The sequence below is a fragment of the Actinomadura mexicana genome (assembly GCF_900188105.1).
In the GTDB taxonomy this organism is placed as follows: Bacteria; Actinomycetota; Actinomycetes; order Streptosporangiales; family Streptosporangiaceae; genus Spirillospora; species Spirillospora mexicana.
In genome coordinates, this window is sequence record NZ_FZNP01000013.1 from 206,957 (window position 1) to 228,518 (window position 21,562).

The 21,562-nt window shown below is 73.1% G+C and carries 23 protein-coding genes; 9 read left to right on the forward strand and 14 right to left on the reverse strand.

The window, feature by feature from the left end:
* Nucleotides 1–83 precede the first annotated feature (83 nt).
* The 6 genes from CHC11_RS29885 to CHC11_RS29910 form a co-directional block, all read right to left on the reverse strand.
* A complete protein-coding gene (locus tag CHC11_RS29885; RefSeq protein ID WP_089315179.1) occupies nt 84–758 on the reverse strand; it encodes a response regulator in 675 nt (224 codons plus the stop codon).
* Entirely contained in the window at nt 755–1,876 is a 1,122-nt protein-coding gene (locus CHC11_RS29890) for a sensor histidine kinase (protein ID WP_089315180.1), read from the reverse strand. Before CHC11_RS29890 ends, CHC11_RS29885 begins: the two co-directional genes overlap by 4 nt.
* Nucleotides 1,873–2,592, reverse strand: coding sequence for an ABC transporter permease (locus CHC11_RS29895; RefSeq protein ID WP_089315181.1), 720 nt, complete (start codon nt 2,590–2,592; stop codon nt 1,873–1,875). The genes CHC11_RS29890 and CHC11_RS29895 overlap by 4 nt, the downstream gene beginning before the upstream one ends.
* A complete protein-coding gene (locus CHC11_RS29900) occupies nt 2,589–3,308 on the reverse strand; it encodes an ABC transporter ATP-binding protein (RefSeq protein WP_089315246.1) in 720 nt (239 codons plus the stop codon). Before CHC11_RS29900 ends, CHC11_RS29895 begins: the two co-directional genes overlap by 4 nt.
* Nucleotides 3,309–3,405: 97 nt before the next feature.
* Entirely contained in the window at nt 3,406–4,305 is a 900-nt protein-coding gene (locus CHC11_RS29905) for an NUDIX hydrolase (RefSeq protein WP_089315182.1), read from the reverse strand.
* Nucleotides 4,298–6,382: an RNA degradosome polyphosphate kinase gene (locus CHC11_RS29910; RefSeq protein WP_089315183.1), complete on the reverse strand. Its 2,085-nt coding sequence runs from the start codon at nt 6,380–6,382 to the stop codon at nt 4,298–4,300. The genes CHC11_RS29905 and CHC11_RS29910 overlap by 8 nt, the downstream gene beginning before the upstream one ends.
* A 197-nt stretch (nt 6,383–6,579) precedes the next feature.
* On the opposite strand from CHC11_RS29910, the gene CHC11_RS29915 reads away from it, so the two are divergent.
* The gene (locus CHC11_RS29915; protein WP_143227369.1) at nt 6,580–8,064 is read left to right on the forward strand and encodes a pentapeptide repeat-containing protein; all 1,485 of its coding nucleotides are present in this window, start codon (nt 6,580–6,582) and stop codon (nt 8,062–8,064) included.
* Between the two features lie 144 nt (nt 8,065–8,208).
* On the forward strand, nt 8,209–8,445 hold the full coding sequence (locus CHC11_RS29920; protein ID WP_089315185.1) for a hypothetical protein: 237 nt from the start codon (nt 8,209–8,211) through the stop codon (nt 8,443–8,445).
* A gap of 67 nt (nt 8,446–8,512) precedes the next feature.
* On the opposite strand, the gene CHC11_RS29925 is transcribed toward CHC11_RS29920, so the two are convergent.
* On the reverse strand, nt 8,513–9,667 hold the full coding sequence (locus CHC11_RS29925; protein WP_143227370.1) for a CU044_5270 family protein: 1,155 nt from the start codon (nt 9,665–9,667) through the stop codon (nt 8,513–8,515).
* 104 nt (nt 9,668–9,771) lie between these two features.
* Complete coding sequence (locus CHC11_RS29930; RefSeq protein WP_089315187.1) at nt 9,772–10,404, reverse strand: RNA polymerase sigma factor; 633 nt, start codon at nt 10,402–10,404, stop codon at nt 9,772–9,774.
* 212 nt (nt 10,405–10,616) lie between these two features.
* Here CHC11_RS29930 and CHC11_RS29935 point away from each other — a divergent pair, with 212 nt between their 5' ends.
* On the forward strand, nt 10,617–11,819 hold the full coding sequence (locus CHC11_RS29935; protein WP_245919924.1) for a PP2C family protein-serine/threonine phosphatase: 1,203 nt from the start codon (nt 10,617–10,619) through the stop codon (nt 11,817–11,819).
* Nucleotides 11,816–13,471, forward strand: coding sequence for a sensor histidine kinase (locus tag CHC11_RS29940; RefSeq protein ID WP_245919926.1), 1,656 nt, complete (start codon nt 11,816–11,818; stop codon nt 13,469–13,471). The genes CHC11_RS29935 and CHC11_RS29940 overlap by 4 nt, the downstream gene beginning before the upstream one ends.
* Here CHC11_RS29940 and CHC11_RS29945 read toward each other — a convergent pair.
* Nucleotides 13,468–14,673, reverse strand: coding sequence for a PP2C family protein-serine/threonine phosphatase (locus CHC11_RS29945; protein WP_245919928.1), 1,206 nt, complete (start codon nt 14,671–14,673; stop codon nt 13,468–13,470). The two genes, CHC11_RS29940 and CHC11_RS29945, sit on opposite strands and share 4 nt — an antisense overlap.
* A 95-nt stretch (nt 14,674–14,768) precedes the next feature.
* Here CHC11_RS29945 and CHC11_RS29950 point away from each other — a divergent pair, with 95 nt between their 5' ends.
* The 3 genes from CHC11_RS29950 (at nt 14,769) to CHC11_RS29960 (ending at nt 16,903) form a co-directional block, all read left to right on the forward strand.
* Nucleotides 14,769–15,242 carry a MarR family winged helix-turn-helix transcriptional regulator gene (locus CHC11_RS29950; protein ID WP_089315188.1) on the forward strand — a complete coding sequence of 158 codons (474 nt, stop codon included), beginning with the start codon at nt 14,769–14,771 and terminating at the stop codon, nt 15,240–15,242.
* Nucleotides 15,243–15,393: 151 nt separating this feature from the next.
* Nucleotides 15,394–16,200, forward strand: coding sequence for a L,D-transpeptidase (locus CHC11_RS29955; protein WP_089315189.1), 807 nt, complete (start codon nt 15,394–15,396; stop codon nt 16,198–16,200).
* Between the two features lie 46 nt (nt 16,201–16,246).
* Nucleotides 16,247–16,903 carry a choice-of-anchor P family protein gene (locus CHC11_RS29960; RefSeq protein ID WP_089315190.1) on the forward strand — a complete coding sequence of 219 codons (657 nt, stop codon included), beginning with the start codon at nt 16,247–16,249 and terminating at the stop codon, nt 16,901–16,903.
* Between the two features lie 56 nt (nt 16,904–16,959).
* Here the strand turns inward: CHC11_RS29960 and CHC11_RS29965 are convergent, their stop codons facing one another.
* Together CHC11_RS29965 and CHC11_RS29970 are read right to left on the reverse strand one after the other, a co-directional pair.
* Nucleotides 16,960–17,355, reverse strand: coding sequence for an ATP-binding protein (locus CHC11_RS29965; protein ID WP_245919930.1), 396 nt, complete (start codon nt 17,353–17,355; stop codon nt 16,960–16,962).
* A 347-nt stretch (nt 17,356–17,702) separates the two neighbouring features.
* Nucleotides 17,703–18,065, reverse strand: coding sequence for a DUF1801 domain-containing protein (locus CHC11_RS29970; protein WP_089315191.1), 363 nt, complete (start codon nt 18,063–18,065; stop codon nt 17,703–17,705).
* Nucleotides 18,066–18,187: 122 nt separating this feature from the next.
* Between CHC11_RS29970 and sepF the strand changes: the two genes are divergently transcribed.
* Both sepF and CHC11_RS29980 read left to right on the forward strand, forming a co-directional pair.
* The gene (sepF, locus tag CHC11_RS29975) at nt 18,188–18,394 is read left to right on the forward strand and encodes a cell division protein SepF (RefSeq protein ID WP_089315192.1); all 207 of its coding nucleotides are present in this window, start codon (nt 18,188–18,190) and stop codon (nt 18,392–18,394) included.
* A gap of 203 nt (nt 18,395–18,597) precedes the next feature.
* The gene (locus CHC11_RS29980; RefSeq protein ID WP_143227372.1) at nt 18,598–19,152 is read left to right on the forward strand and encodes a hypothetical protein; all 555 of its coding nucleotides are present in this window, start codon (nt 18,598–18,600) and stop codon (nt 19,150–19,152) included.
* A 12-nt stretch (nt 19,153–19,164) separates the two neighbouring features.
* Here the strand turns inward: CHC11_RS29980 and CHC11_RS29985 are convergent, their stop codons facing one another.
* Genes CHC11_RS29985 through CHC11_RS29995 form a run of 3 tightly spaced genes read right to left on the reverse strand, consistent with a single transcriptional unit; the run spans nt 19,165 to nt 21,516 of the window.
* On the reverse strand, nt 19,165–20,319 hold the full coding sequence (locus CHC11_RS29985; RefSeq protein ID WP_089315194.1) for an acyl-CoA dehydrogenase family protein: 1,155 nt from the start codon (nt 20,317–20,319) through the stop codon (nt 19,165–19,167).
* Nucleotides 20,319–20,960 carry a carboxymuconolactone decarboxylase family protein gene (locus tag CHC11_RS29990; protein ID WP_089315195.1) on the reverse strand — a complete coding sequence of 214 codons (642 nt, stop codon included), beginning with the start codon at nt 20,958–20,960 and terminating at the stop codon, nt 20,319–20,321. The genes CHC11_RS29985 and CHC11_RS29990 overlap by 1 nt, the downstream gene beginning before the upstream one ends.
* Nucleotides 20,944–21,516: a VOC family protein gene (locus CHC11_RS29995; RefSeq protein ID WP_089315196.1), complete on the reverse strand. Its 573-nt coding sequence runs from the start codon at nt 21,514–21,516 to the stop codon at nt 20,944–20,946. Before CHC11_RS29995 ends, CHC11_RS29990 begins: the two co-directional genes overlap by 17 nt.
* Nucleotides 21,517–21,562: the final 46 nt, after the last annotated feature.

Genomic DNA, 21,562 nt, shown 5'->3' on the forward strand with positions numbered 1-21,562 from the left:
GGTTCACGGGGCGGCGGAAGGCGGTGGCGGCCTCCAGGGCAGGTCCGCGGGTTCCTGGCTCGTCCTCACACGTGAGCGATCTTTCATTGCGGGCCGGGACGGCGGCCCGGGACGACGATGCCGTGCTCGTAGGCCAGCACGACGGCTTGGACGCGGTCGCGGAGGTGGAGCTTGGCGAACACGCTGCCGACGTGGCTCTTGACGGTGGCCTCGGTGACGACGAGCCGCGCCGCGATCTCCTGGTTCGACAGGCCCTGGGCCACGAGCAGGAGCATCTCGCGCTCGCGCGGGGTCAGCGCGGTCAGCAGATCCGGTGCGGGCCGGACCGGGTCGGTGCGGTCGGCGTAGTCCTCGATCAGGCGGCGGGTGATCGACGGGGACAGCAGCGCCTCGCCCTGGTGGACCACGTGGATCGCCTCCAGCAGCCGCTCGCGGGGGGCGTCCTTCAGCAGGAACCCCGAGGCCCCGGCGCGCAGCGCCCCGAACACGTACTCGTCGAGGTCGTAGGTCGTGAGGATCAGCACGCGAGGCGGACGGTCGGTGCCGGTGAGGCGGGCGGTGGCCTCGACGCCGTCCATCCGCGGCATCCTGACGTCCATCAGGACGACGTCCGGCCGCAGCTCCGCGGCCCGCGCGAGGGCCTCGCGGCCGTCCGCGGCCTCGCCGACGACCTCCAGGTCGGCCCGGGTCTGCAGGAACAGCCGGAAACCGATCCGGATCAGTTCCTGATCATCGACGATCAGCACCCGGATCGTCACGCCCGCTCCCCGACCGGAAGCCGGGCCGCGACGCGGAACCCGCCGCCGGGGACCCGGCCCGCCTCCAGCTCACCGCCGAGCAAGGCGACCCGCTCCCGCATCCCCACCAGGCCGTGCCCGCCGGGGCCCGGCTCGCCGGTTCCCGTCCCGTCGTCGTGCACCCGCACCTCCAGGTCCGCTCCGCCGTAGCTCAGCCGTACCGTGACCAGTGTCGCCCCGGCGTGCTTCAGCGCGTTGGTCAACGCCTCCTCGACGATCCGGTAGGCGGACAGCTCCACTCCGCTCGGCAGGTCCGACCGCTCCCCGGCGACCTCCAGCCGGACGGGCAGTCCCGCCGCGCGGTACCCGGTGACCAGGTCGTCCAGGTCCGCCAGCGACGGCTGCGGTCGCGTCTCGGCCGCGTGCCGCCCGCGCAGCAGGACCAGGATCCGGCGCAGTTCGGCCAGGCTCTGCTCGGCGCTGGTCTCCACCCGCTCCAGCGTCCGCGCGGCCACCTGCGGTTCGGTCTCCAGGACGTCGCGGGCGCCGCGGACCCCGATCAGCATCACCGTCACCGAGTGGGCGACGATGTCGTGCAGTTCGCGGGCGATCGAGCCGCGTTCGCGCTGCGCCGCGATCAGGTCGAGCTGCTCCCGTTCGCGTTCGAGGGTGGCGGCTCGTTCCTCCACCGCCTGGACGTAGCGGCGGCGCGTCTGCATGTAGGCGCCCAGCATCCACGCCCCGATCGACACCGGCGGGCTGCAGACGTTGTCGGCTTCCAGGAACACGGCCACCGGTGCCAGCACCGCGAGCGAGAGGCGCCGGTCGCGTGTCTCGGCGAGCGACCACAGCGCGACGACGGCCGGCGCTCCTCCGGGCGAGTACCCGGCCGCGGTGACCGCGGCCGCCGCGGCGACCGTCACCGCGGTCACCGTCACCCCGAATCTGCGGCGGCCCAAGAGCACGGCACCGGTGAGGACGGTCACCGCGATCGGCAGGGGCGCGGGCCGGGTGCCGTCGTTGAACAGCAACCCCACTTCCACGATGGTCGCCGCCACGGCGAGCACGATGTCGAACAGCACCGGGCGGTGCGCGGCCTGCAGGCCCCGCACCGCCCAGACCCTCGCCGGGACGTTCACGCCAGGTCACGCCGTCGTTCGCCCTCGACCGCGACCAGCACCGCGAGCACCGCCCAGATCGCGAGCACCGCGCCTGCCTGCGTGACCGTGAGAGTCGTGTCGTGGGTCCCGCCCGTCATGATGTCTGCCGCGCCGAACGGCGAGAGGTTCGCCGCCCGCTCCCACGCCCCGCTCACCAGGGGCTGCACCACCAGAGCCAGGATCAGCAGCACCACCGCGCCGACGACCGGGCTGCGGATCAGCGCACCGAGCGCCGCGCCCAGCACCGTCGCCAGGACGAGCGCCGAGACGTTGCCCGCCACGACCTCGGCCGCCTGGCCGGACGTCAGGTCCGGGCCGGGCTGGTCCGCCAGCAGCGGCAGCGCCACGCCGACCGCGACCGCGTTGACGAGCAGCGCCAGCCCGAGACCGGTCAGCGCGTACGCCGCGATCCGCACCGCCAGGACGGTTCCCCGGCCGCGCCGGGCCACCAGTGCCGTGGGCGCGGCGGTCCGCTGGCGGTACTCGCCCGCCGCGCCGACCAGTCCCCACAGCAGCAGCAGGACCGGAAACCCCGACAGCGCCTCCTTCTTCTCCGGCACCTCGTCGAGCGTTCCCGACGCCACGGCGACGAGCACCGCGTTCAGGGCGGCGAAGGCCGTTCCCCCGGCAGCGAATCCCCACACGGCACGGGTCGTCACCGACTTGAGCAGTTCCCCCCGCAGCAGGCCGATCATCGCTCCAACCCCCCGGTCAGCTCAAGGAACACGTCCTCCAGCGACTCCACCTCACTGATCGGCCCCTCGTGCACCAGCCTGCCACGGTCGATGACGACCACGTCGTCGACCGTCTGCGCGGCCTCCGCGAGCAGGTGGCTGGACAGCAGCACCGTGCCGCCCTGGGCCGCCCGGTTCCGCAGCATCGTCCGGAGCCAGCGGATCCCCTGCGGGTCCAGCCCGTTGGCCGGCTCGTCCAGCACCAGGATCTCCGGGTCGCCCAGCAGCGCGGCCGCCAGCCCGAGCCGCTGCCGCATCCCGAGTGAGTAGGCGCCGACCCGGCGGCCCGCCGCCCGCGTCAGCTCGGCGACCTCCAGGACCTCCTCGACGCGGTGCCGCGGCAGCCCCGCCGACAGCGCCAGCGCCCGCAGATGCGCGCGGGCCGACCGGGCGGGATGCGCGCCGCACGGCTCGATGTGGACGCCGATCCGGCGCGCGTCCGGCGCCACCGAGGCCACCGGCGATCCCAGCACCGACACGGTGCCCGCCGACGGCCGCGCCAGTCCCACGACCGCCTTCAACGCCGTGGTCTTGCCAGCCCCGTTCGGGCCGAAGAAGCCCGTCACCGCCCCCGGCCTGACCGTGAACGTCAGATCGTCGACCACCGTGCGCCGGCCGTACCGTTTCGTCAGCCCCTCGACCCTGATCGCCGGGGTGGCCGTCGTCTGTGATGTCATGACGCCCAGCTTCGGGCGCCCGCGTCTCGCGGTCATCCGACCACGGTCGAAATTCGTTCTCCGACCACGGCATGACTTTCGCCGGGCCGGTCTCCGCTCAGGGCTCGCAGCCGCCTGGGGACGTCTGGGGCTCCGCCGTGCGGGGGGTGTGGCGTTCCAGGGCGGCCAGTGTGCCGTCGGCCAGGTGGACGGTCCAGAACTCGGCCTTGTCGAGGGTCGTGTCGTCCGGGGCCTTCTCGCCGAGCTGCCGGCAGAGGCCGGCGATGAGCTCGGTGACGATCTCGCCGTGCGTGCTCACCACCGCGGGCGTGCCCGCCATGGACAGCAGCCGCTCCACCGCCTGGCCGGGGTTGGTCTCGCCGACCGTGAACGCCGCCTCCGTCTCGACGGGGACGCGGACGCGCCGCGCGTAGGGCAGGACGGTCTCCAGGCAGCGCGCGGTCGCCGAGCTGACGGTCCGCAGGGGCCCGTAGGAGTGCAGCAGCCCGGCGAGGTCCGCCGCCTCGGCGCGGCCGGCCTCGTCCAGCGGGCGCAGCTCGTCGGCATCCCGCCAGGCCCTCTTCTCCCCCGCTCGCGCATGCCGCAGGATCACCAGCGGCGCGGTGTGGAGCGGCCCGCGCAGGAACTCGCGGAGCAGGTCGGCGTCGTGCCGGTAGGTGAGCCGGGCCTCGGCCTCCTCCGCCGGCAGCCACACCACCTCGTCCACCTCCTCGTTGGGGGTGAACCCGCTCACCGCGGCCGGGCGGGCGGCCCAGTACTCGACCCGCTTGGTCCGGGTGCCGATCGGATAGGAGACGGTCGGCAGCCTTCGCCCGAGGCGGGGGACGACCCCGGTCTCCTCCTCGATCTCGCGGACGGCGGCGCGCAGCACGTGCTCGCCCGGATCGACCTTGCCCTTGGGGAACGACCAGTCGTCGTGGCGGGGGCGGTGGATCAGCGCGAACTCGGGGCCGTCCCGCCACAGCAGCGCCCCGGCCGCCCGGATGACGTCAGGCATCGATCGTCCTCCACCGGCGGCTCTTCACCAGGTGGGTCTGGATGTCCTGGAGGATCTCGCCGGGGCGAGCCCGGCTGCGCGTCCAGGTGCCCTCCGCGTCGAGCGCCCAGGCGTGGACGTCCTCGTCCATGGCCCGGTCCATCAGGGCGAGCAGGTCGTCGCGCTGGGGCCGGTCGGTGACGGTGACGAGGGCCTCGACGCGGCGGTCCAGGTTGCGGTGCATCAGGTCGGCGCTGCCGATCCACACCTCCGGCTCGCCGCCGTTCTCGAACGCGAACACGCGGGAGTGCTCCAGGAACCGGCCGAGGACGCTGCGCACCCTGATCATGTCGGACAGGCCGGGCACGCCGGGACGCAGCGCGCAGATGCCGCGGACCCAGACGTCCACCGGCACGCCGGCCCGCGACGCCCGGTAGAGCGCGTCGATGATCACCTCGTCCACCAGGGCGTTGCACTTGATCCGGACGCGGGCCGGGTGCCCGGCCCGCCGGTTGTCGATCTCGTGCTCGATCCGCTGGACGAGCCCGGAGCGCAGGCTGTTCGGCGCGACGAGCAGCCGGTGGTAGGAGCTCTGCCGCGAGTAGCCGGTGAGGTGGTTGAACAGGGCGCTGACGTCCTCGCCGACCTCGGGGTCGGCGGTGAGCAGCCCGAAGTCCTCGTAAAGGCGCGCGGTCTTCGGGTGGTAGTTGCCGGTGCCGATGTGGCAGTAGCGGCGCAGCTGGCCCTCGGACTCCTGCCGGACGATCAGCGCGAGCTTGCAGTGCGTCTTCAGCCCGACGAACCCGTAGACGACGTGGCAGCCGGCGGTCTCCAGCTTGCGCGCCCAGGCGATGTTGGCGCGCTCGTCGAACCGGGCCTTCAGCTCGACGACGACCACGACCTGCTTGCCGGCCTCGGCCGCGCTCATCAGCGCGTCCACGATCGGGGAGTCGCCGCTCGTCCGGTACAGCGTCTGCTTGATCGCCAGGACGCGCGGGTCGGTCGCGGCGTCCTCGATCAGCCGCTGGACGGTCGTGGTGAACGAGTCGTAGGGGTGGTGGACGAGGACGTCGCGCTCACGGATGGCGCTGAAGATGCTGACGTCCTCGGGCAGCGCCTCCTTCGAGGGGACGAAAGGGGGGTACTTCAGCTCCGGGCGGTCGAGGTCGGCGAAGGCGGCGAGGCCGCCGAGGTCGAGCGGCCCGACGACGCGGTAGATCTGGCCCTCGTCCACCCCCAGCTCGGAGGTGAGCAGGTCCAGGACCCCCTCGGAGATCGACTCCTCGACCTCCAGCCGGACGACGGGGCCGAACCGGCGGCGCAGCAGCTCGCGTTCGAGCGCCTGCAGCAGGCCCTCGCTGATGTCGTCGTCGATCTCCAGGTCCTGGTTGCGGGTGACCCGGAACGCGTGGTGCTCGACGACCTCCATCCCGACGAACAGCTGCCCGAGGTGCGCGGCGATGACGTCCTCCAGCGGCGTGAACCGGTCGGGGGACGCCTCGATGAAGCGCGGCAGCAGCGGCGGCACCTTCACCCGGGCGAACATCGTGGCGTCGGTCTCCGGGTCGCGGACGATCACCGCGAGGTTCAGCGACAGGCCCGAGATGTAGGGGAACGGGTGCGCGGAGTCGACGACGAGCGGGGTGAGCACGGGGTAGATCCGGTCGCGGAAGAGCCGCCGCAGCCGCTCCTGCTCGGTCTCGGCCAGCTCGTCCCAGCGCAGCAGGTCGATGCCCTCGTCTTCGAGCGCGGGCAGGATCTCCTTGCGGAAGCACGACGCGTGCCGCTGCATCAGCTCGTGCGCGACCACGCCGGTGCGCGCGAGCACCTCGCGGGGCTGGCGGCCGCTCGCGGACTGGACGGCCAGGCCGGTCGCCATCCGGCGGGCGAGCCCGGCGACGCGGACCATGAAGAACTCGTCCAGGTTGCTGGAGAAGATCGACAGGAAGCGGACGCGTTCGAGCAGCGGCAGGTCCGGATCCTCGGCGAGCTCCAGGACGCGCTGGTTGAATCTCAGCCAGCCCTCCTCCCGGTCGAGGAAGCGGTCGTCGGGCAGCGCCTCGGACTGTGGGGGGACGTGTCCTGGATTGACGGTCATGCCAGAATTTTCCCTGACTTAGGTTAACGAAAGTCGAACTTGCGGGTTCCACCGATGTATCTGATACGTCGATCATTCCCGCGGTTCCCGCAGATCACTCCGCCCCGGTCCTCCCCGCCGGACGTGGCAGGGGGTCGCAACGACCTGGCCACCGGGAGACCTTCACTGCGCGCCCCCGCGTGGGTAGAACGAAGACCGTGACTCCTCACGAGGCTTCGCCGCCCACGGTGTTCTGGCCGCGCTGCACCGCCGTCGACGGCTGCACCGGCCGGGCCGTGGGCGGCCTGGGCGGCTGCCCCGCCCACCTGCGCCCCCGCGAGTTCGAGCGTTTCATGGGCTCGCTGCACCCCGGCGCCGATCTCGACCTGCGCGGCGTCACCGTCCCGCCGTGGCTGCTGGACGGGGTGCTGGACACCGTCACCGGGCCCGACGGGCGGCCCCACCTCGGCCGGACCCGGTTCGACGGCGCGGTGCTGCCGGCGGACGCGGGGCTGCGCGGCTTCTGCGTCGAGGGCGACAGCTCGTTCGACGGCGCCCGCTTCCTCGGCGGCGCGTCGTTCTACGACGCGCGGTTCTTCGGCAACGTCTCGTTCCGGGGGGCGCGCTTCGGGCGCAACGTGTCCTTCCACGAGGCCCGGTTCCACCGGCACGCCTCCTACGAGGAGGCCGTGTTCACCGGCGACGCCCTCTTCGGCGAGACGCGGTGGCACGCCGACGCCGCCTTCCGCGGCGCCGTGTTCATGGGCGCGGCCTGCTTCGACCGCGCGCGGTTCGGGCGGGACGCGGCGATGCAGGGGGCCTGCTTCCGCGGCGACGTGTCGTTCAAGCGCGTCGAGGTGACGCGGCACGCCCGGTTCGAGCGGGCGCGGTTCCGGCACGGCGCCTGGCTCGGCCCGCTGGCGGCGGGCGGCCGGATCGCGCTGTCGGACGCGACCGTGCACGGCGGGCTGCGGGTGCACGCGGCGGCACGGCAGGTCATCGCCCGCGGCGCGATCGTCCACGGGGAGGCCGACTTCCGGCTCCGGCACGCCGAACTCGACCTGGAGGACGCGGTGTTCGAGGGCCCCGCCGCCGTCCGGGCGCTGGCCCACCCGATCCAGGGGCTCGCCGAGCCGCCCGCCGGGCCCGGCCCCTCCGGCGTCCGGCTCCTCTCGCTGCGCCGCGCCGACGCGACCCGGCTGCTGCTCGCCGACGTCGACCTCAGCGGCTGCGGCTTCCTCGGGCTGCGGCGGCCGGACGCGCTGCGGATCACGGGCGACTGCGCGTTCGCGACCGCGACCGGGCGGCGCCGGACGCGGCCGTGGCACCGCCGCGACCGGGCCGTCCTCGCCGAGGACCTCGCCGACGGGGCCGGCCACGACGACCGGCTGCGCGCGCTGTACCAGGCGCTGGCGCGCGCCACGGCCGACTCCGACCGCGACCGCCTCGCCCGCGACTTCCGCTACAGCGCGCTGGAGATGCGGCGGCACGGCGAGCGCGACCCGTGGCGCCGCGCCGGCCTGCACCTTCTGTGGATCACCTGCGGATACGGGCTGCGGGCGGGACGCGCCGTTGCCTGGCTCGCCGTCATCATCGCGCTGCTGTGCTGCGGCGCCTCACTGGTCCGCCACGACGACCGGACGCGGCACGACAACCGCACGGGGAGCGTCCGCGCCGCCCACCCGAGCGCCCGTAGCACATAAGCGCCCGGCGGCCCGCTAAAGGCGGGGGTTGTTTTGTCAGACCCACGCGTAATGATTCTTGTTATGAGCAGAGACACCCATCCGGGGGTGCAGTGCCCGCACTGCCAATCGCATCTCGCGCTCGTCCCCGTGACTGGAAACCCCGTGTCCGGAAACTCCGCCGTCGCACCCGTCCCCGTCCTGCCGCTCGTGGCGAAGGAGGAATGGCAGCCTCCCCCCGTCGCCGAGGTGCTCGCCGTTTACGCCGGGCGCGCCAAGGACACCGTGACCGCGGCGCGCGGCGCCGCCAAGGTCCGCGAAAGCCTGAACCGCGCCAGGGCGGCCGCCGCGGGTCGCAAAGCCGCACAGAAAACCGCGCGCCGCACTCCCAGAAGCGCCTGATCACAACCCGGCCACTAACGCCGGGAAGGGACGGCACCGTGCCGGCACCGTCCCTTCCGCAATGACGTCAGCGCGGCTTGGAATCCGTCCATTCGGCGCCGACCAGGGCGGTGGAGTTCATCGTCCGCCCCGCCGGGACGTCGACCCCGGCCGCCGGCGCCACCATGACGTTCCTACTGGCCAGCGCGGCGCCCGCCGCCAGATCAATGATCATTTCTTCCCGGACCACGCCCCGCGGCGTCTTCTCCTCCAGCGCGATGGCGCTCCCCGTCCGCCCCTGCGAATCGGTGACCTTTCCGAGCGACCGCACCGCCGGGAGCCCCGCCAGCATCCGGAACGCGGCCGCCCGCACCCCCGGCTTCACCGGCATCTCCATCACCAGGCCGCGCGCCACGGTGTACAGCCACCGGTCCGACGCCATCGGCCGGTTCGACTCGGTGTCGTGGCCCTCGTACCAGCGCAGCAGTTCGGCCTTGAGCCGCTTCGGGTCGGACGGCAGTGACCGCAGGTCCTTCATGGTCACGTTCCGGCCCAGCCAGAACACCTTGTCGCCGCCGACGAGCGCGGAGCCGCTGAAAGCGCGCGGACCGGGCGCCGTCTTCGCGGTGAATTCCTTCGGCCGGCCCTTGGCCGCCGGCCCGACGGGGATCTCGATCTTGAACGTCCCGGGCGATCCGGCGCGCCGCCACGCCTCCTCGTCCGCCTTCGTCGCGGGCTCGGCCCCCAGCTCCTGCTGCGCGCCCCACGCCTTGCCGCCGGGCCTGCTCGGCGTCCAGCTCTCCGCCTTGCTCCTGACCGTGACGGCGTAGCGGCCGCCGCCCTCGCCGACCGTGTACGTGGCGGACGAGACCGTCACCTGGTACCAGAAGGCCCGCATCGTCTCGGTCTGCCCGTCCGCCCCCTCGGCCGCCGCGAGCAGGACGGTCTTCGCGTCGAGCACCCGCTCGCCGCCTCCACCCGGCCGGGGCGGCGCAGTCCCGTCCCCGCCGGGAGCGACGAGCACCGCCGCCGCGGCGACCGCACCGGCCGCGACCGCCCCGGCCAGCCCCAGTCCCCAGACCGGCCGCACCCGCCGCCGCACGGGCGCGGCGCTCCCGGCCTCCGAACGCGGCGCCGCCATGGCCCGCGCCAGCTCGTCCCGCCGCACGCCCTCGTCCACCGGCGCACCCGGACCCATCTCCTCAGGCCTGGCATCCCGCAACACCCGCATCACATCCTTCATCCCGTCTCCCCGCGAAGGACCGGCCCCCCGCGATCCGCGCTTCACACCACTCATGCCGTCTCCCTGCGAGACACCGGTCCGCCGCGTCCCAGACCCGCTCCCGCTCATGCCGTCTCCTCCTTGATGAACCGGACCTGCGACCGCGATCCGCGTACCGGCGCGCCGCCCGTGCCGGGCTCCGTGTCGGTTCGGGCGGGCGGGCGGGGCGGATCCGGTCGGGCGCGTGCCGTCCGGGCGCCGGTCTGCTCGTCCTCCGCCGCGCGGACCAGGCGGCGGCGCGCGCGGTGCAGGCGCACCCGCAGCGCCGCCGGCGAGCAGCCGACCACCCGGGCGGCCTCGCGCGGGGTCAGGCCCTGCCAGGCGATGAGGATCAGGATCTCCCGGTCCCCCTCGGGCAGCGCCGCCATCGCGCGCAGCACCGCGAGCCGCTCCGCCACCTCCTCGGCGACGTCGCCGGTCTGGCGCGGCGCCCACCGTCCGAGCTCGGCCGCGAACGACTCGCGCCGCACCCGCGCGCGGTGCCCGTCGCGCAGCACGTTCCGCGCGACGCCGAGCAGCCACGGCAGCGCCGGGTCCGGGACGTCGGCGAGCCGCCGCCACGCCACGGCGAAGGTCTCGCTCACCACCTCGTCCGCGACCTGGCCGCCGGCGCGGGCGGCGGCGTAGGCCCACACGCGCTGGCGGCACTCGTCGTAGATCGCGGTGAAGCGCTGTTCATCGGGGCCCTCGTCTGCCACCGCGTGCTCCTCCGTCCGTCCGTTCGGGTCATGTCACGAGGTAGTGGCGCGGGAGAGGACATCGTTACCGGAAGGCGAGCAGGTTCCTCCGGGCGAGCCCTTTTGGCCGCTCCGCGTGCGCCCCGAGCGCTCGATACCTCTAACATTTGCTCGATGGCAAGGGCCTCCCGCCTGACATCGACCCGGCCGCGCCGGACAGAAGGAGCTGAGACATGGCCGCGATGCCCAGTCGCGGTGCGGAGCGGCTCCTCGGTGTCGCCGGTTCCCCGCACCTCCTTCTCGTCGAGGACGATCCCGGCGACGCGTTCCTGTTCGAGGATCTGCTGACCGAGGCGCAGCCCGGCCTGCGGATCACCGTCGCGGCCACGCTCGCCGAGGCCCTCGCCGCGCTGCGGGCCGACATCCAGTGCGTCATCGTCGACCTGTCCCTCCCGGACGCGCAGGGCCTCGACGCCCTCCACCAGGTGCGCGAGCACGCGCCGACCACCGCCGTGCTCGTGCTGACCGGCCTCGCCGACGCCCACGTCGGCGTCGCGGCCGTCGCCGCCGGCGCCCAGGACTACCTCGTCAAGCAGGACGCCGACGGCGCGCTGCTCACCCGGGCGATCAGCTACGCCATCGAGCGCAAGCGCGCCGACGAGTCCGAGCGGCAACTCGTCGAGGCGCGCGCCCTCAGCCGGGAGAACGCCCGGCTGGAGCGCGGCCTGCTGCCCGTGCCGATCCTGCACGACACGACGCTGCGGCACCACACCCGCTACCGGCCGGGACGCGACCGGGCCCTGCTCGGCGGCGACTTCCACGACACCGTGGAGACCGCCGACGGCGCCGTGCACGCCGTGATCGGCGACGTGAGCGGGCACGGCGCGGACGAGGCGTCCCTCGGCGTCCGGCTCCGCATGGCGTGGCGGACGCTCGTGCTCGCCGGGCACACGGGCCCGCGCCTCCTCGACACCCTCGACGCCGTGCTGCAGCACGAGCGGTGGAGCGACGAGATCTTCACGACCGCCTGCATGGTGACGATCGCGCCCGACCGGCGCACCGCCCGGGTGCACCGGGCCGGGCATCCGTGCCCGCTGTTCTTCTCCCCGGGCGGCGTGGAGGCCCTCCCGGACGAGCCGCGGGGCCCGGCGCTCGGGCTGCTCCCGGGCGCCCGATGGCCCGCCGCCGACCTGGAGCTCGGCGACCGGTGGGGCCTGCTGCTCTACACCGACGGACTGATCGAGGGGGCCGACGGTGAGGACGGCGGGCACCTCGACATGGCCGGCCTGCTGCGGCTCGCCAGGGCCGCGCACGAGGAGGGGAGGCACGGCGACGTGCTCGTCGACGGACTTATCGCAGAGGCCGAACGGCTGAACGGGGACGTTCTGGCCGACGACCTCGCCCTGCTGATGCTGAGCCGGGGGGACGACCGGTGACCGCCGCGTCCGCCGAGACCGGCGAGGAGCCGCGGGCCGCCGGACCGGGCGCCGTGCTGCCCGGCGCGCAGATCCCCGAGGGCCAGGGGATGGGCCGGGTGCGGCTCGTCCAGATCTACCGGATCGGCTCCGCCGTCCTCGGCGCCCTCCTGCTGGCCGCGTTCGTGCAGGCCGGGATGGCGCTGTACGAGAACGAGCAGGCCCGCGACGTCCTGATCGAGCGCGTCGACCCGGCGACGCTGGAGCAGTTCCGGCTCTCCACCGCCGTCACCGGCCAGGACACGGCCATCCGCGCGTACGCCGAGGACGGCGGACGCGAGCACGTCGAGCAGTACCGGGCCGCCGTGCGCCAGGAGGCGGCGTCCGCGGCCCGCATGCGCCGCCTCCTCGCCGGGGTGACCGGGCACGAGGATGTCGACCGGCTCCTCGCCAAGGCGACCGCCGACTCGCGCGCCTGGCGGGCCGGGTTCGCCGACCGGATCGCGGCCGGGCCCGGCGGGCAGGGCATCGACCGCGGCCAGAGCCGGGTGGCGAGCCGCCTGCTCGTGCAGGCGCGCGGCGACATGACGCCGCTCCAGGCCGGCATCACCGCGCTGCACGACCGGGCGGCCGCGAAGCTGAACTCCCGCGCGAGGACCGCCCAGTGGTCCACGTTCGCCGCGCTCGCCATGGTCGTCGTCGCCGCGCTGCTGCTCGCCGTGCTGTTCCGCCGGACCGTGCTGACACCGGTGTCGACCCTGAGCGGACGCGTCCGCGCCGTCTCCGAGGGCGACTTCGGGCACCGCCTCGACGTCCCCGGCCCGGCGGAGATCAACGAGCTGGCGGCGATCATCGACGCGATGCGCGCCCGGATCACCGAGGAGTGGCGCACCAGCGAGGACAAGTCCCGCCGGCTCGACGAGCAGACCGAGGAGCTGCGCCGCTCCAACGCCGAGCTGGAGCAGTTCGCCTACGTCGCGAGCCACGACCTGCAGGAGCCGCTGCGCAAGATCGCCAGCTTCTGCCAGATGCTCGAACGCCGGTACGGGGACCAGCTCGACGAGCGCGGGCGGCAGTACATCGCGTTCGCCGTGGACGGCGCCAAGCGCATGCAGGCCCTGATCAACGACCTGCTGAGCTTCTCCCGCGTCGGCCGGACGGCGCGCCCCGAGGACTCCGTCGACCTGGACGAGGTCGTCCGGCAGGCGCTGGACAACCTTTCCACGCTGCGCGAGGAGACCGGCGCCGAGGTGGACGTGGCGGAGTTGCCCGACGTGCCCGGCGACCGCACCCAGCTGGTCCAGCTGTTCCAGAACCTCGTCGGAAACGCGATCAAGTTCCGCCGGGAGGGCGTGCCGCCGCGCGTCACCATCGACGTCCGCCGGGCCGGGGACGAGTGGGAGTTCGGCTGCGCCGACAACGGCATCGGCATCGACCCCCGCTACGCCGACCGGATCTTCCTCATCTTCCAGCGGCTGCACTCGCGCGAGGAGTACACCGGAACGGGGATCGGCCTGGCGCTGTGCAAGAAGATCGTCGAATACCACGGCGGCCGCATCTGGCTCGCCGCCGACGAGCACGCCGAGCCGGATGCGGCCGCCCCCGGGACCACGTTCCGGTGGACGCTGCCCGCCCAGCCGCCGACCGGCACCGCAGAGGACGCCGAAGGCTAGGCGTCCTCGCCGGCCACGACGACCTTGCCGGGGTCGCCCTCGCCGGGGTCCGGGTCACGGCCCGTCCAGTCGACGCACACGATCACGGCGTCGTCGGACGGCTCGGTGCCCTCGTGGAAGCCGACGTAGTGCCGGACCATGGTGCGTACGGCCTCGGGCGGCTCCTGCAACCGGGTGGCGCGCATCGCCTGGGGCAGCCCGGCGTCGCCGTACAGGACCCCGGCGGGCGACCGTGCGGTGTGCACCCCGTCGCTGACGATGACCAGCCGGTCGCCCGGCTCGACGGCGAACTCCTGCGGCACGTAGCGTGTGTCGCCGAACATCCCGAGCGGCATCTGCGCCTCGAACCCGATCCGGTCCGTGGCGCCGCCCCGCATCCGGGTGATCACCGGTGAGCCCGCGTCGATGGCCCGGACCCGCCCGTCGGCGAGGTCGAACTCCAGCAGCAGCGCGTCCACGAGCCGCTCGCCCCGGTACCGTCCGAACACCGCCTCGTCGGCGAGCTCGGCCTGCTCGACGATGTCGCCGCCGGACCGGCGGGCGTTGCGCAGCGCGCTGATCGCCAGATGGGTGAGCTCCGCCGCCTCGGTGCCCGACCCCATCCCGTTGCTGACGGTCAGCGTGAACCGCTCACCCGAGGTGGCCCAGTCGTAGGCGTCGCCCCACACCGCGTACGCGGGCTCCAGCTGGCCCGCGAAGCAGAGCTCGGACGCCTGGTAGGCGGGCGCGGGCAGCAGATCCCACTGCATCTCGGCGGCCAGGGTCAGCCGCGTCCGCCGGCGCAGGCGCCGGTACCGGTCGGTGGCCTGGTCGGCGATCTTGAGGGCGCGGGCGAGCACGCCGGCGAAGTCGTCCAGCCAGGGCGGCCCGCCGTCCGGAAGCCGCACCGACAGGATCCCGATCCGCTCCCCCTTCACGGTCAGCGGCAGGTGGGCGAGCCCGCCCCCGTCCTCCCGGACGGGCCGCTGCGAGGCGAACGCCCGTCCCGCCGGCGTGTTGTCCACGGGGACGTCGTCGCCGGCGGAGCGCGTCCGGACGAGGAACGTCTGCCGGTAGTCGATCACCAGGACCTCGGTGTCCGCGCCGCCGGCGTGCCGGTCGAGCATGTCGGCCGCGACGGCGATCACCTCGTTCGGCGGGGCCGCCCACATCGCCTTCCTGGCGGCCTCGAACGGCCCGTTCTCCCCGGGTGCACCGTGCATCTCGATCCTCGCCTCGTCGCCGCAGGGCCCCGGCGGCCGGTGGACCCGCGGCCGCCGGGATGCCGTGGGCGACGTCGTGTGTAACAGTGGAGGGCATGGTGGCCACGTCGGGTGAGGACGCCGCGGAATCCGCGGCTGCGCTCGACGATGCGGCCTCCACCCTCTTGAACGTGTGGTCGCGCGCCCACAATGCCCCGGATGTCCCTATTCCGTCCACGCAACTGCGTGCGCTGTTCGTCCTGGAGCGGGGGCCCGTCAACATCAGCAGGCTGGCGGGCGAGCTCGGCGCGCTGGTGTCGTCGGCGAGCCGGCTGTGCGACCGGCTGGAGGCCGCCGGGCTGCTGACGCGCGACCCGGGGCGCGACCGGCGCCAGGTCACCGTCCGGCTGAGCTCCGACGGGCAGGCGCTCCTCGACCGGCTCCGGCTGCGGCGGCGCGAGGACCTCACCCGCGTGCTGGCCGAGATGCCGGCCGCCGCGCAGGCCGCGCTGCTGCGGGGGCTCACCGAGTTCCACGAGGCGGCCACCCGTCCCGGCGACGACGGCGGTTCCCTCTCCATGCTCGCGTGAACCGTCCATGGAATCCGTTTTCCCCGAAAAGTCGTGACCCTCCGCAAAGCGCCTTCCAAATAGAGCATTATATATATTTACAACGGCGGTGTCCGGAGCGTTTTCGCCATTCTCGATACGGCCGCCTTCACCACTACTAACATCCCCGCTCATGGCGACCATACGTGCCCCTCGGCATTCCCTGCGCGCCGTCACCGCGGGCGGGATCACCACTGCCCTGCTCCTTTCCGCCGGCGGCTGCGGCGGCTCCTCCTCCGGGCACGGCACGGCGTCGGCCGGGACCAGGGGCGGGAACGCCGCGCCGGCCGAGGTCCCCGAGGCCACGACCTTCACGACCGTCACCGGCGCCCCGGCCGACACCACTCCCGGCGGCGCCACCGACGGCCTGGTCGTCCACCCGACCAGCCCGGCGCCGGTGTTCGACCGTCCGGCCGGACACCGCTTCGCCACCCTTCCCACCACCGAACTCGGCGGCCCCACGTGGGTGCCCGTCGTGGAGACCTCCGGCGACTGGCGCAGGGTGCTCCTGCCGAGCCGTCCCAACGGGGCGACCGGGTGGGTCCCCGGCACCGCGCTGAAGACCGCGCGCACGCCCTACACCGTCCGCGTCGACCTCACCCGCAGGCGGCTCGTCCTGGAGAAGTCCGCGCGCCCGGTGGGGCGCTGGCCGGTCGCGGTCGGCGACGTCAAGACCCCGACGCCGACCGGCCGGACGTTCGTCATGGCGACGCTCGCCCCGGCCGGGAAGACGCCGAGTCCCATCGTCCTGCCGCTCGGTACCCACTCGGCGACCCTCGACACCTTCGGCGGCGGTCCCGGCACCGTCGCGCTCCACGGCTGGCCCGACGCCTCGGTGTTCGGCAAGGCCGCCACGCACGGCTGCGTGCGCGTGCCCGCGGTCGCGCTGAAGGCGCTGTCCCGGGTGCCGCTCGGTTCCCTGGTGTTCATCTCGGCCTGACCGGCCGGGCACCACTCCCAGCCCTCACCAGAATCGGAGTAAGTTCATGCGCCACATCCATGCCGCCAAACGGTTCGCCACGGCCGGGCTGCTGGCCACCGGCCTCGCCGCGGCCGCCGCCCCGGCTCCGGCGTTCGCCGCCGCCCCCGGGAGCGAGGGCTCGGCATACGGGCTGACCGTGACCGGGCCGCTCGCCGTCCCGCCGGTGCCCGCCGTCTCCTCCAGCACCGGCCGGGTCAGCAAGAGCCTGCTCCGCGAAGACCGCACCAAGCTGGTCAAGGCGTCCGCGCTGGACGTCGACGCCTCCGCCGCCCGCGCCCGCTCGACCGTCGCGCACCTGTCCGTCCCGTCCGCCAAGCTGCTGGCCGACGCGGTCACCGCCAAGTGCACCGCGGGGCAGGGCGGCGCCCATCTCGCCCGCGCCACGATCGCCGGCAAGCACCTGGACTCCACCCCGCCGCCCAACACCACCGTCCCCGTCGACGTGGACGGCCTCGGCCGGACGGCCCTGGTCCTCAACAAGCAGCAGCGCACGGCCGACGGGCGCCTCGCCGTCACCGGCATGGAGCTGGCCCTGCCCGGGAAGAGGGGCGCCATCCGGGTCGCGTCCGCCACCTGCGGCAAGGCCGCCGGCCCCGCGCACGGCCCCTCCGAGGCACCCGCGCCGACCCCGGTCGAGCACGACCTGCCGGTCACCGGCTGACGGGCCCCGGGAGCCGCGGCCCGGCGGGCACCCGCCCGCCGGGCCGTTCCCTGCCGTCAGCTCGCCAGCGACTTCTCGAAATGCACGATCGACCCGTTCCGGTGAGGGCGCCCGGCGATCTGGACCCCCTCCGTGAACGCCCGCATCAAGCGAAGCCCCCGCCCGTGCTCGGCCAGCGGCGGCGCCTCCGCGTGCTCCCACACCGCGGCCCCGTCCGCCCCGTCCACCGTGCCCCCGTCGATGACGTCCACGACGCACCGCGCCCCGTCCATCCGCGCCCGGACCTCGTACTCCATTCCGGCCGCGGCATGCTGAATGACGTTCGCGCACGCCTCACCCAGCGCGAGCGCGATATCGGCACGGACCTCGGAACCCACTCCGAGCCCGCGGAGAGAGGCGTCGAGCGTGTGCCGCACCAGCGGAGCGCTCTCTGCGTTCCTCGGCAGGGTCATTTCAAGAACGACCTCCATGCCAATCGCCTCCGTTCCCTCTAGCACACAGATTTCCCAGTGCTAACCGAGAGAAACTTTTTGGCGCCTATTGCAGTGCCTCCTCCGGTCGACGCGTGGGTCGTGGCGGGGCGCGGTCACCGGGATGGTGAGGCGAACCGTGCAGGCGCGCCCATCGTCCCGGGGCTTTCCCGCGCGACGGGCCGAGCGGACGGCGAGTTGCCGTCCGTGGACCGCCCTCCTCGCGATCACCTCCCCGGCGCGAGGAGTTCGAGGACCTCCTCGCGCCGGGGCGGCGGTCTCCGACGGCGCGCGTGTGCGTCAAGTTGTTCTGACGTCAGCAGCCTTGACTACTTTTCCAGGTCGCGCGCCTGCTCCACCCAGCCGGCGAACAGGTCGGCGTCGACGTCGTCCAGGCTGCGCAGCTTCACACCGGCCATCTGCCTGGACATGGCCTCCAAGCGGTCAGCGCCGCCCTCGATCAGTTGGCCTTGCCAGAAGCCGAACGTCACATGCCTGGGGTACGCCTTGAGGAAGCACACCGGCTTCTGTCCCGGCTTGTCCCCGAGGCTCCAGGTCGGCTGACCGTGCCACAGCGCGGGCTCGACCTCGGGCATCGCCTCGCCGACCACCGCGAGCGCCTTCTCCAGGACCTCCCGCAGCCCCTCCGGCACGTCCGCCGCGTACTCCTGAACATTCGCGTGCTTACCCATGTCGATCCCCTCTCGTCACCAACACGTCGCTCGGCGGACGGGCGGATCGACAATCGGGAGAAACTTCTTGCCTGTGGCGTGGGTGACTTGACCCGGGGAAGGCGCCGGGCAGACTGGGGCCCGTGGTCAAGTCGCTGCGTCCGCAGAACTACAACGAGGTCCTGTACGTCGGGCACTTCTTCCGCAAGGGCGTGCCCGGGCTCATGGACCTGACGGACCTCCCGGACGGCGACGCCAAACGCCTCGTCGACTTCGCCACCGGCCTGGTCGTCGGCCGCGGCGGCGCACTCGACCGCGTCGACCGGAAGCTCTTCCTTCTCCAGCCCTGAGAGCGCCGGATGCGCGCGGGGATCGCGCTCCCTTCGGCGACCATGGCCATCACCTGAACCTCGGTCGATTCGGCGCCATGGCCGGACGCGAGGGCCGTCCCACCAGGAGCGAGGACGGGAAGTGCGGGAAATCGCCTCGGACACGCGCGAATGCCCTTCCATGGTCCCCTGATTCTGTCGGACGACGGCACTAATCTGCCCACATGCCCAAAAACGAGAATCTTCTCGTCATTCCTGATGATTGGCGCGCCGCGCTCCATCCACGTCGCGGCGGGACGCACGGACCTTCGTTCGAACTCGACACTGGCGCCGTCTCCACCGTTCAGCAGTGGGTGAAGGAGACGCGCGACGAGATCGACCATCTGCTCGACGACCCGCGGAGCCGCGCAGATCTGGTCGGGTCCGCCCGCGCATATCTGCGGGGCGAGGCGGACCCCCAGGGCGCCGCCGTCATCGCGGCCTGCCTCGCCGCGGAGTGGCCGCTGAGGGACGACTACGACTACTACGAGGAACCGTTCGCCACTTTCGCGGACGCGTGGATCGCCGAGCACGGCCTGGTGTTCGCCGCCGCCGCCACGGTCGAACTGAGCGGCGTCTTCGTCGACGGTTACGAATGGCAGGAGCGGAAGGACTCGCGTCATCTGCGGCTCCGCCGACTGGACGAGCAGGATCCCGGTTACAGCCGGGGGCTGGATTGCCTGGAGGCCGGTGCCGGCACACCCGGGAGGTCTTCGGGTGGAGGACCTCGCTCGGGGTGAGGCCGGTTCCGTCTAGCCGAGTTTCTTGAGGATGCGCTTGGCGGTGCTCTGGATGTGGACTTCGTCCGGGCCGTCGTAGATGCGGGCCTCGCGGGCGTGGCGGTACATGCGGGAGAGGGGGGTGTCGTCGGTGAGGCCGGCGGCGCCGTGGGTCTGGATGGCGCGGTCGATGACGTTGTGCAGCATGCGGGCGCCGACGACCTTGATGGCGCCGATCTCGATGCGCGCCTGGTCGCCCGCGTCGATCTGCTCGGCGGCCTGGAGGGTGAGCAGGCGGGCGGCCTGGATCTCGGTGTAGGAGTCGAAGACGTGCTGCTGCATCAGCTGCTTCGCCGAGAGGGCCTCGCCGAACGCGACGCGGGAGCCCAGGCGGGCGCACATCAGCTCGAAGGCGCGCTGGGCCTGGCCGAGCCAGCGCATGCAGTGGAAGATGCGGCCGGGGCCGAGGCGCTCCTGCGCGATGACGAAGCCGTGGCCGCGCGGGCCGAGGAGGTTGTCCGCCGGGACCCGGACGTCGTTGTAGGCGACCTCGTAGTGGCCGCCGTTCAGGCCGAGGACGGGCGTCTCCCGGACGATCTCGTAGCCGGGCGTGTCCGTCGGGACGATGATCATGCTGAACGAGCGGTGCGGAGGCGTGCCCTCGGGCTCCGTCCGGCACATGACGGTGGTGTACGCGGCCTCGCCGGCGCCGGTGGTGAACCACTTGCGGCCGCTGATGACCCAGTGGTCGCCGTCCAGGACGGCCCTCGTCTGGAGCTGGGTCGGGTCGGAGCCGGCGTAGGCGGGCTCGGTCATCGCGAAGCTCGGGGAGACCTCGCCCGCGACCATCGGGGCGAGGTAGCGGTCACGCCAGCGGGGGCTCGCATACGTGTGCAGCATCAGCGAGTCCTGGAGGGTGAACGTGCCGAGGGCGAGCTGCCCCCACTCGCTGCGTCCCTGCACCTCGTTGATGTAGACGTAGTCGAGGAACGGCATGCCGCCGCCGCCCAGTTCGGCGGGGTGGCCGAGTGCCCAGAGTCCCTCGTCCTTCGCCTCCTGGCGCAGTTTCAGGAGTTTCCCGCGGTCGCCCGCGTTGAGGGCGGGCTCGGCCGGTTCGACGCGCTCGGTCATGAACGCGTGGACGGCGTCGCGGACGTCCCGGACGCGGTCGGGCACGGGGAACAGCATCAGCCCTCCCCGGTGAGGTCGGCGGAGATGTCGCGGGTGCCGTACCCCTCGGGCGCCGCCACCTCGACGACCGGTTCGGGACGGTCGTCGAACTCCAGCCGCAGGGCCCGGGACATCGTCGCGTGCATGTCGTACATGCAGGTGATGTAGGTGAGCTGGAGGATCTCCTTGTCGGGGAGGTGCTTCTGCAGCACCTCGAAGACGGCGTCGGGGACGCGGCCGCCGTCCAGGACGAGGCAGTCGGTGTAGGCGAGCACGGCGCGTTCGAGGGGCGAGTAGCAGTCGGCCGTCTGCCAGTGCGGAATGGACTCGATCTTCTCCTCGGGCATGCCGAGGGCCCGCATCTGCTTGCAGTGCTGGGAGAAGACGAACTGGCTGCCGCGCGCCCACCCGGCCCGGCACTGGCCGAGCTCGCGCAGGACGGGGTCGAGGTCGGCGCCCCGGTACAGGGCGAAGCCGCGGACGGCGTGCCGGAACACGTCCGGGGACTGGGCGAACACCGTCCACCAGTCGCCCGGCGAGCCGGTCGCGGTGCCGTGGTCGACGGCCGGGTCGCGGTCGGGCGCGAAGAGGCGGTCGTAGAAGAAGAGGATCTGCTCGTCGGTGACTTCGGCGCGGGGGACCTCACGCAGTCGCGGCATGCCTGTCCTTCCCTGCGGTCCGGTCGGCGGCGGTCTTCGGTTCGTGGGAGACGTCGGAGGCGTCGAACGTGCGCGTCCAGCAGGCGAACTCGAGGAGGATCCCGTCCGGGTCCTGGAAGTAGAACGACCGGACGAAGACGCCGTCGTGCACGTCGCCGGAGACGCCCAGCGGGCTGTCGTCGTGGTTGAGGACGGGGCTGACGGTGACGCCCTTGTCCTTGAGCCGCCGCCGGTACTCGTCGAACCTGTCGGTCGGGACGTGGAACGCGACGTGGTTCATCGATCCGACGGCGCTGAGCAGTTCGCCCTGCTCGGGCCGCCCGGCGGGGGCGGAGACGCCGGGGACGCCGTTCGGCGCGTCCGGGAACCAGAAGAACGCCACGCAGTCGCCGCCGCCGCAGTCGAAGAAGAAGTGCTGCCCCAGGCCGCCCGGCAGGTCGATGGTCTTGATCAGGGGCATGCCGAGGACGCCGGAGTAGAAGTCGACCGTGCGTCTCATGTCCGACGACACCAGCGCCAGATGGTTGATGCCGCCGAGTTCGAACTCGGTGTTCATGGAACCTCCTTGCGGCGGAGCGCGCCGCGGAAGTTGACTTGACAGT

Coding starts and splice junctions, on each gene's coding strand:
- CHC11_RS29895 (WP_089315181.1), bottom strand. CDS start 2,592: ATGATCGGCCTGCTGCGGGGGGAACTGCTCAAGTCGGTGACGACCCGT.
- CHC11_RS29900 (WP_089315246.1), bottom strand. CDS start 3,308: ATGACATCACAGACGACGGCCACCCCGGCGATCAGGGTCGAGGGGCTG.
- CHC11_RS29905 (WP_089315182.1), bottom strand. CDS start 4,305: ATGCCTGACGTCATCCGGGCGGCCGGGGCGCTGCTGTGGCGGGACGGC.
- CHC11_RS29910 (WP_089315183.1), bottom strand. CDS start 6,382: ATGACCGTCAATCCAGGACACGTCCCCCCACAGTCCGAGGCGCTGCCC.
- CHC11_RS29925 (WP_143227370.1), bottom strand. CDS start 9,667: ATGAAGGATGTGATGCGGGTGTTGCGGGATGCCAGGCCTGAGGAGATG.
- CHC11_RS29935 (WP_245919924.1), top strand. CDS start 10,617: ATGGCCGCGATGCCCAGTCGCGGTGCGGAGCGGCTCCTCGGTGTCGCC.
- CHC11_RS29945 (WP_245919928.1), bottom strand. CDS start 14,673: ATGCACGGTGCACCCGGGGAGAACGGGCCGTTCGAGGCCGCCAGGAAG.
- CHC11_RS29950 (WP_089315188.1), top strand. CDS start 14,769: ATGGTGGCCACGTCGGGTGAGGACGCCGCGGAATCCGCGGCTGCGCTC.
- CHC11_RS29955 (WP_089315189.1), top strand. CDS start 15,394: ATGGCGACCATACGTGCCCCTCGGCATTCCCTGCGCGCCGTCACCGCG.
- CHC11_RS29960 (WP_089315190.1), top strand. CDS start 16,247: ATGCGCCACATCCATGCCGCCAAACGGTTCGCCACGGCCGGGCTGCTG.
- CHC11_RS29965 (WP_245919930.1), bottom strand. CDS start 17,355: ATGACCCTGCCGAGGAACGCAGAGAGCGCTCCGCTGGTGCGGCACACG.
- CHC11_RS29970 (WP_089315191.1), bottom strand. CDS start 18,065: ATGGGTAAGCACGCGAATGTTCAGGAGTACGCGGCGGACGTGCCGGAG.
- CHC11_RS29980 (WP_143227372.1), top strand. CDS start 18,598: ATGCCCAAAAACGAGAATCTTCTCGTCATTCCTGATGATTGGCGCGCC.
- CHC11_RS29985 (WP_089315194.1), bottom strand. CDS start 20,319: ATGCTGTTCCCCGTGCCCGACCGCGTCCGGGACGTCCGCGACGCCGTC.
- CHC11_RS29990 (WP_089315195.1), bottom strand. CDS start 20,960: ATGCCGCGACTGCGTGAGGTCCCCCGCGCCGAAGTCACCGACGAGCAG.
- CHC11_RS29995 (WP_089315196.1), bottom strand. CDS start 21,516: ATGAACACCGAGTTCGAACTCGGCGGCATCAACCATCTGGCGCTGGTG.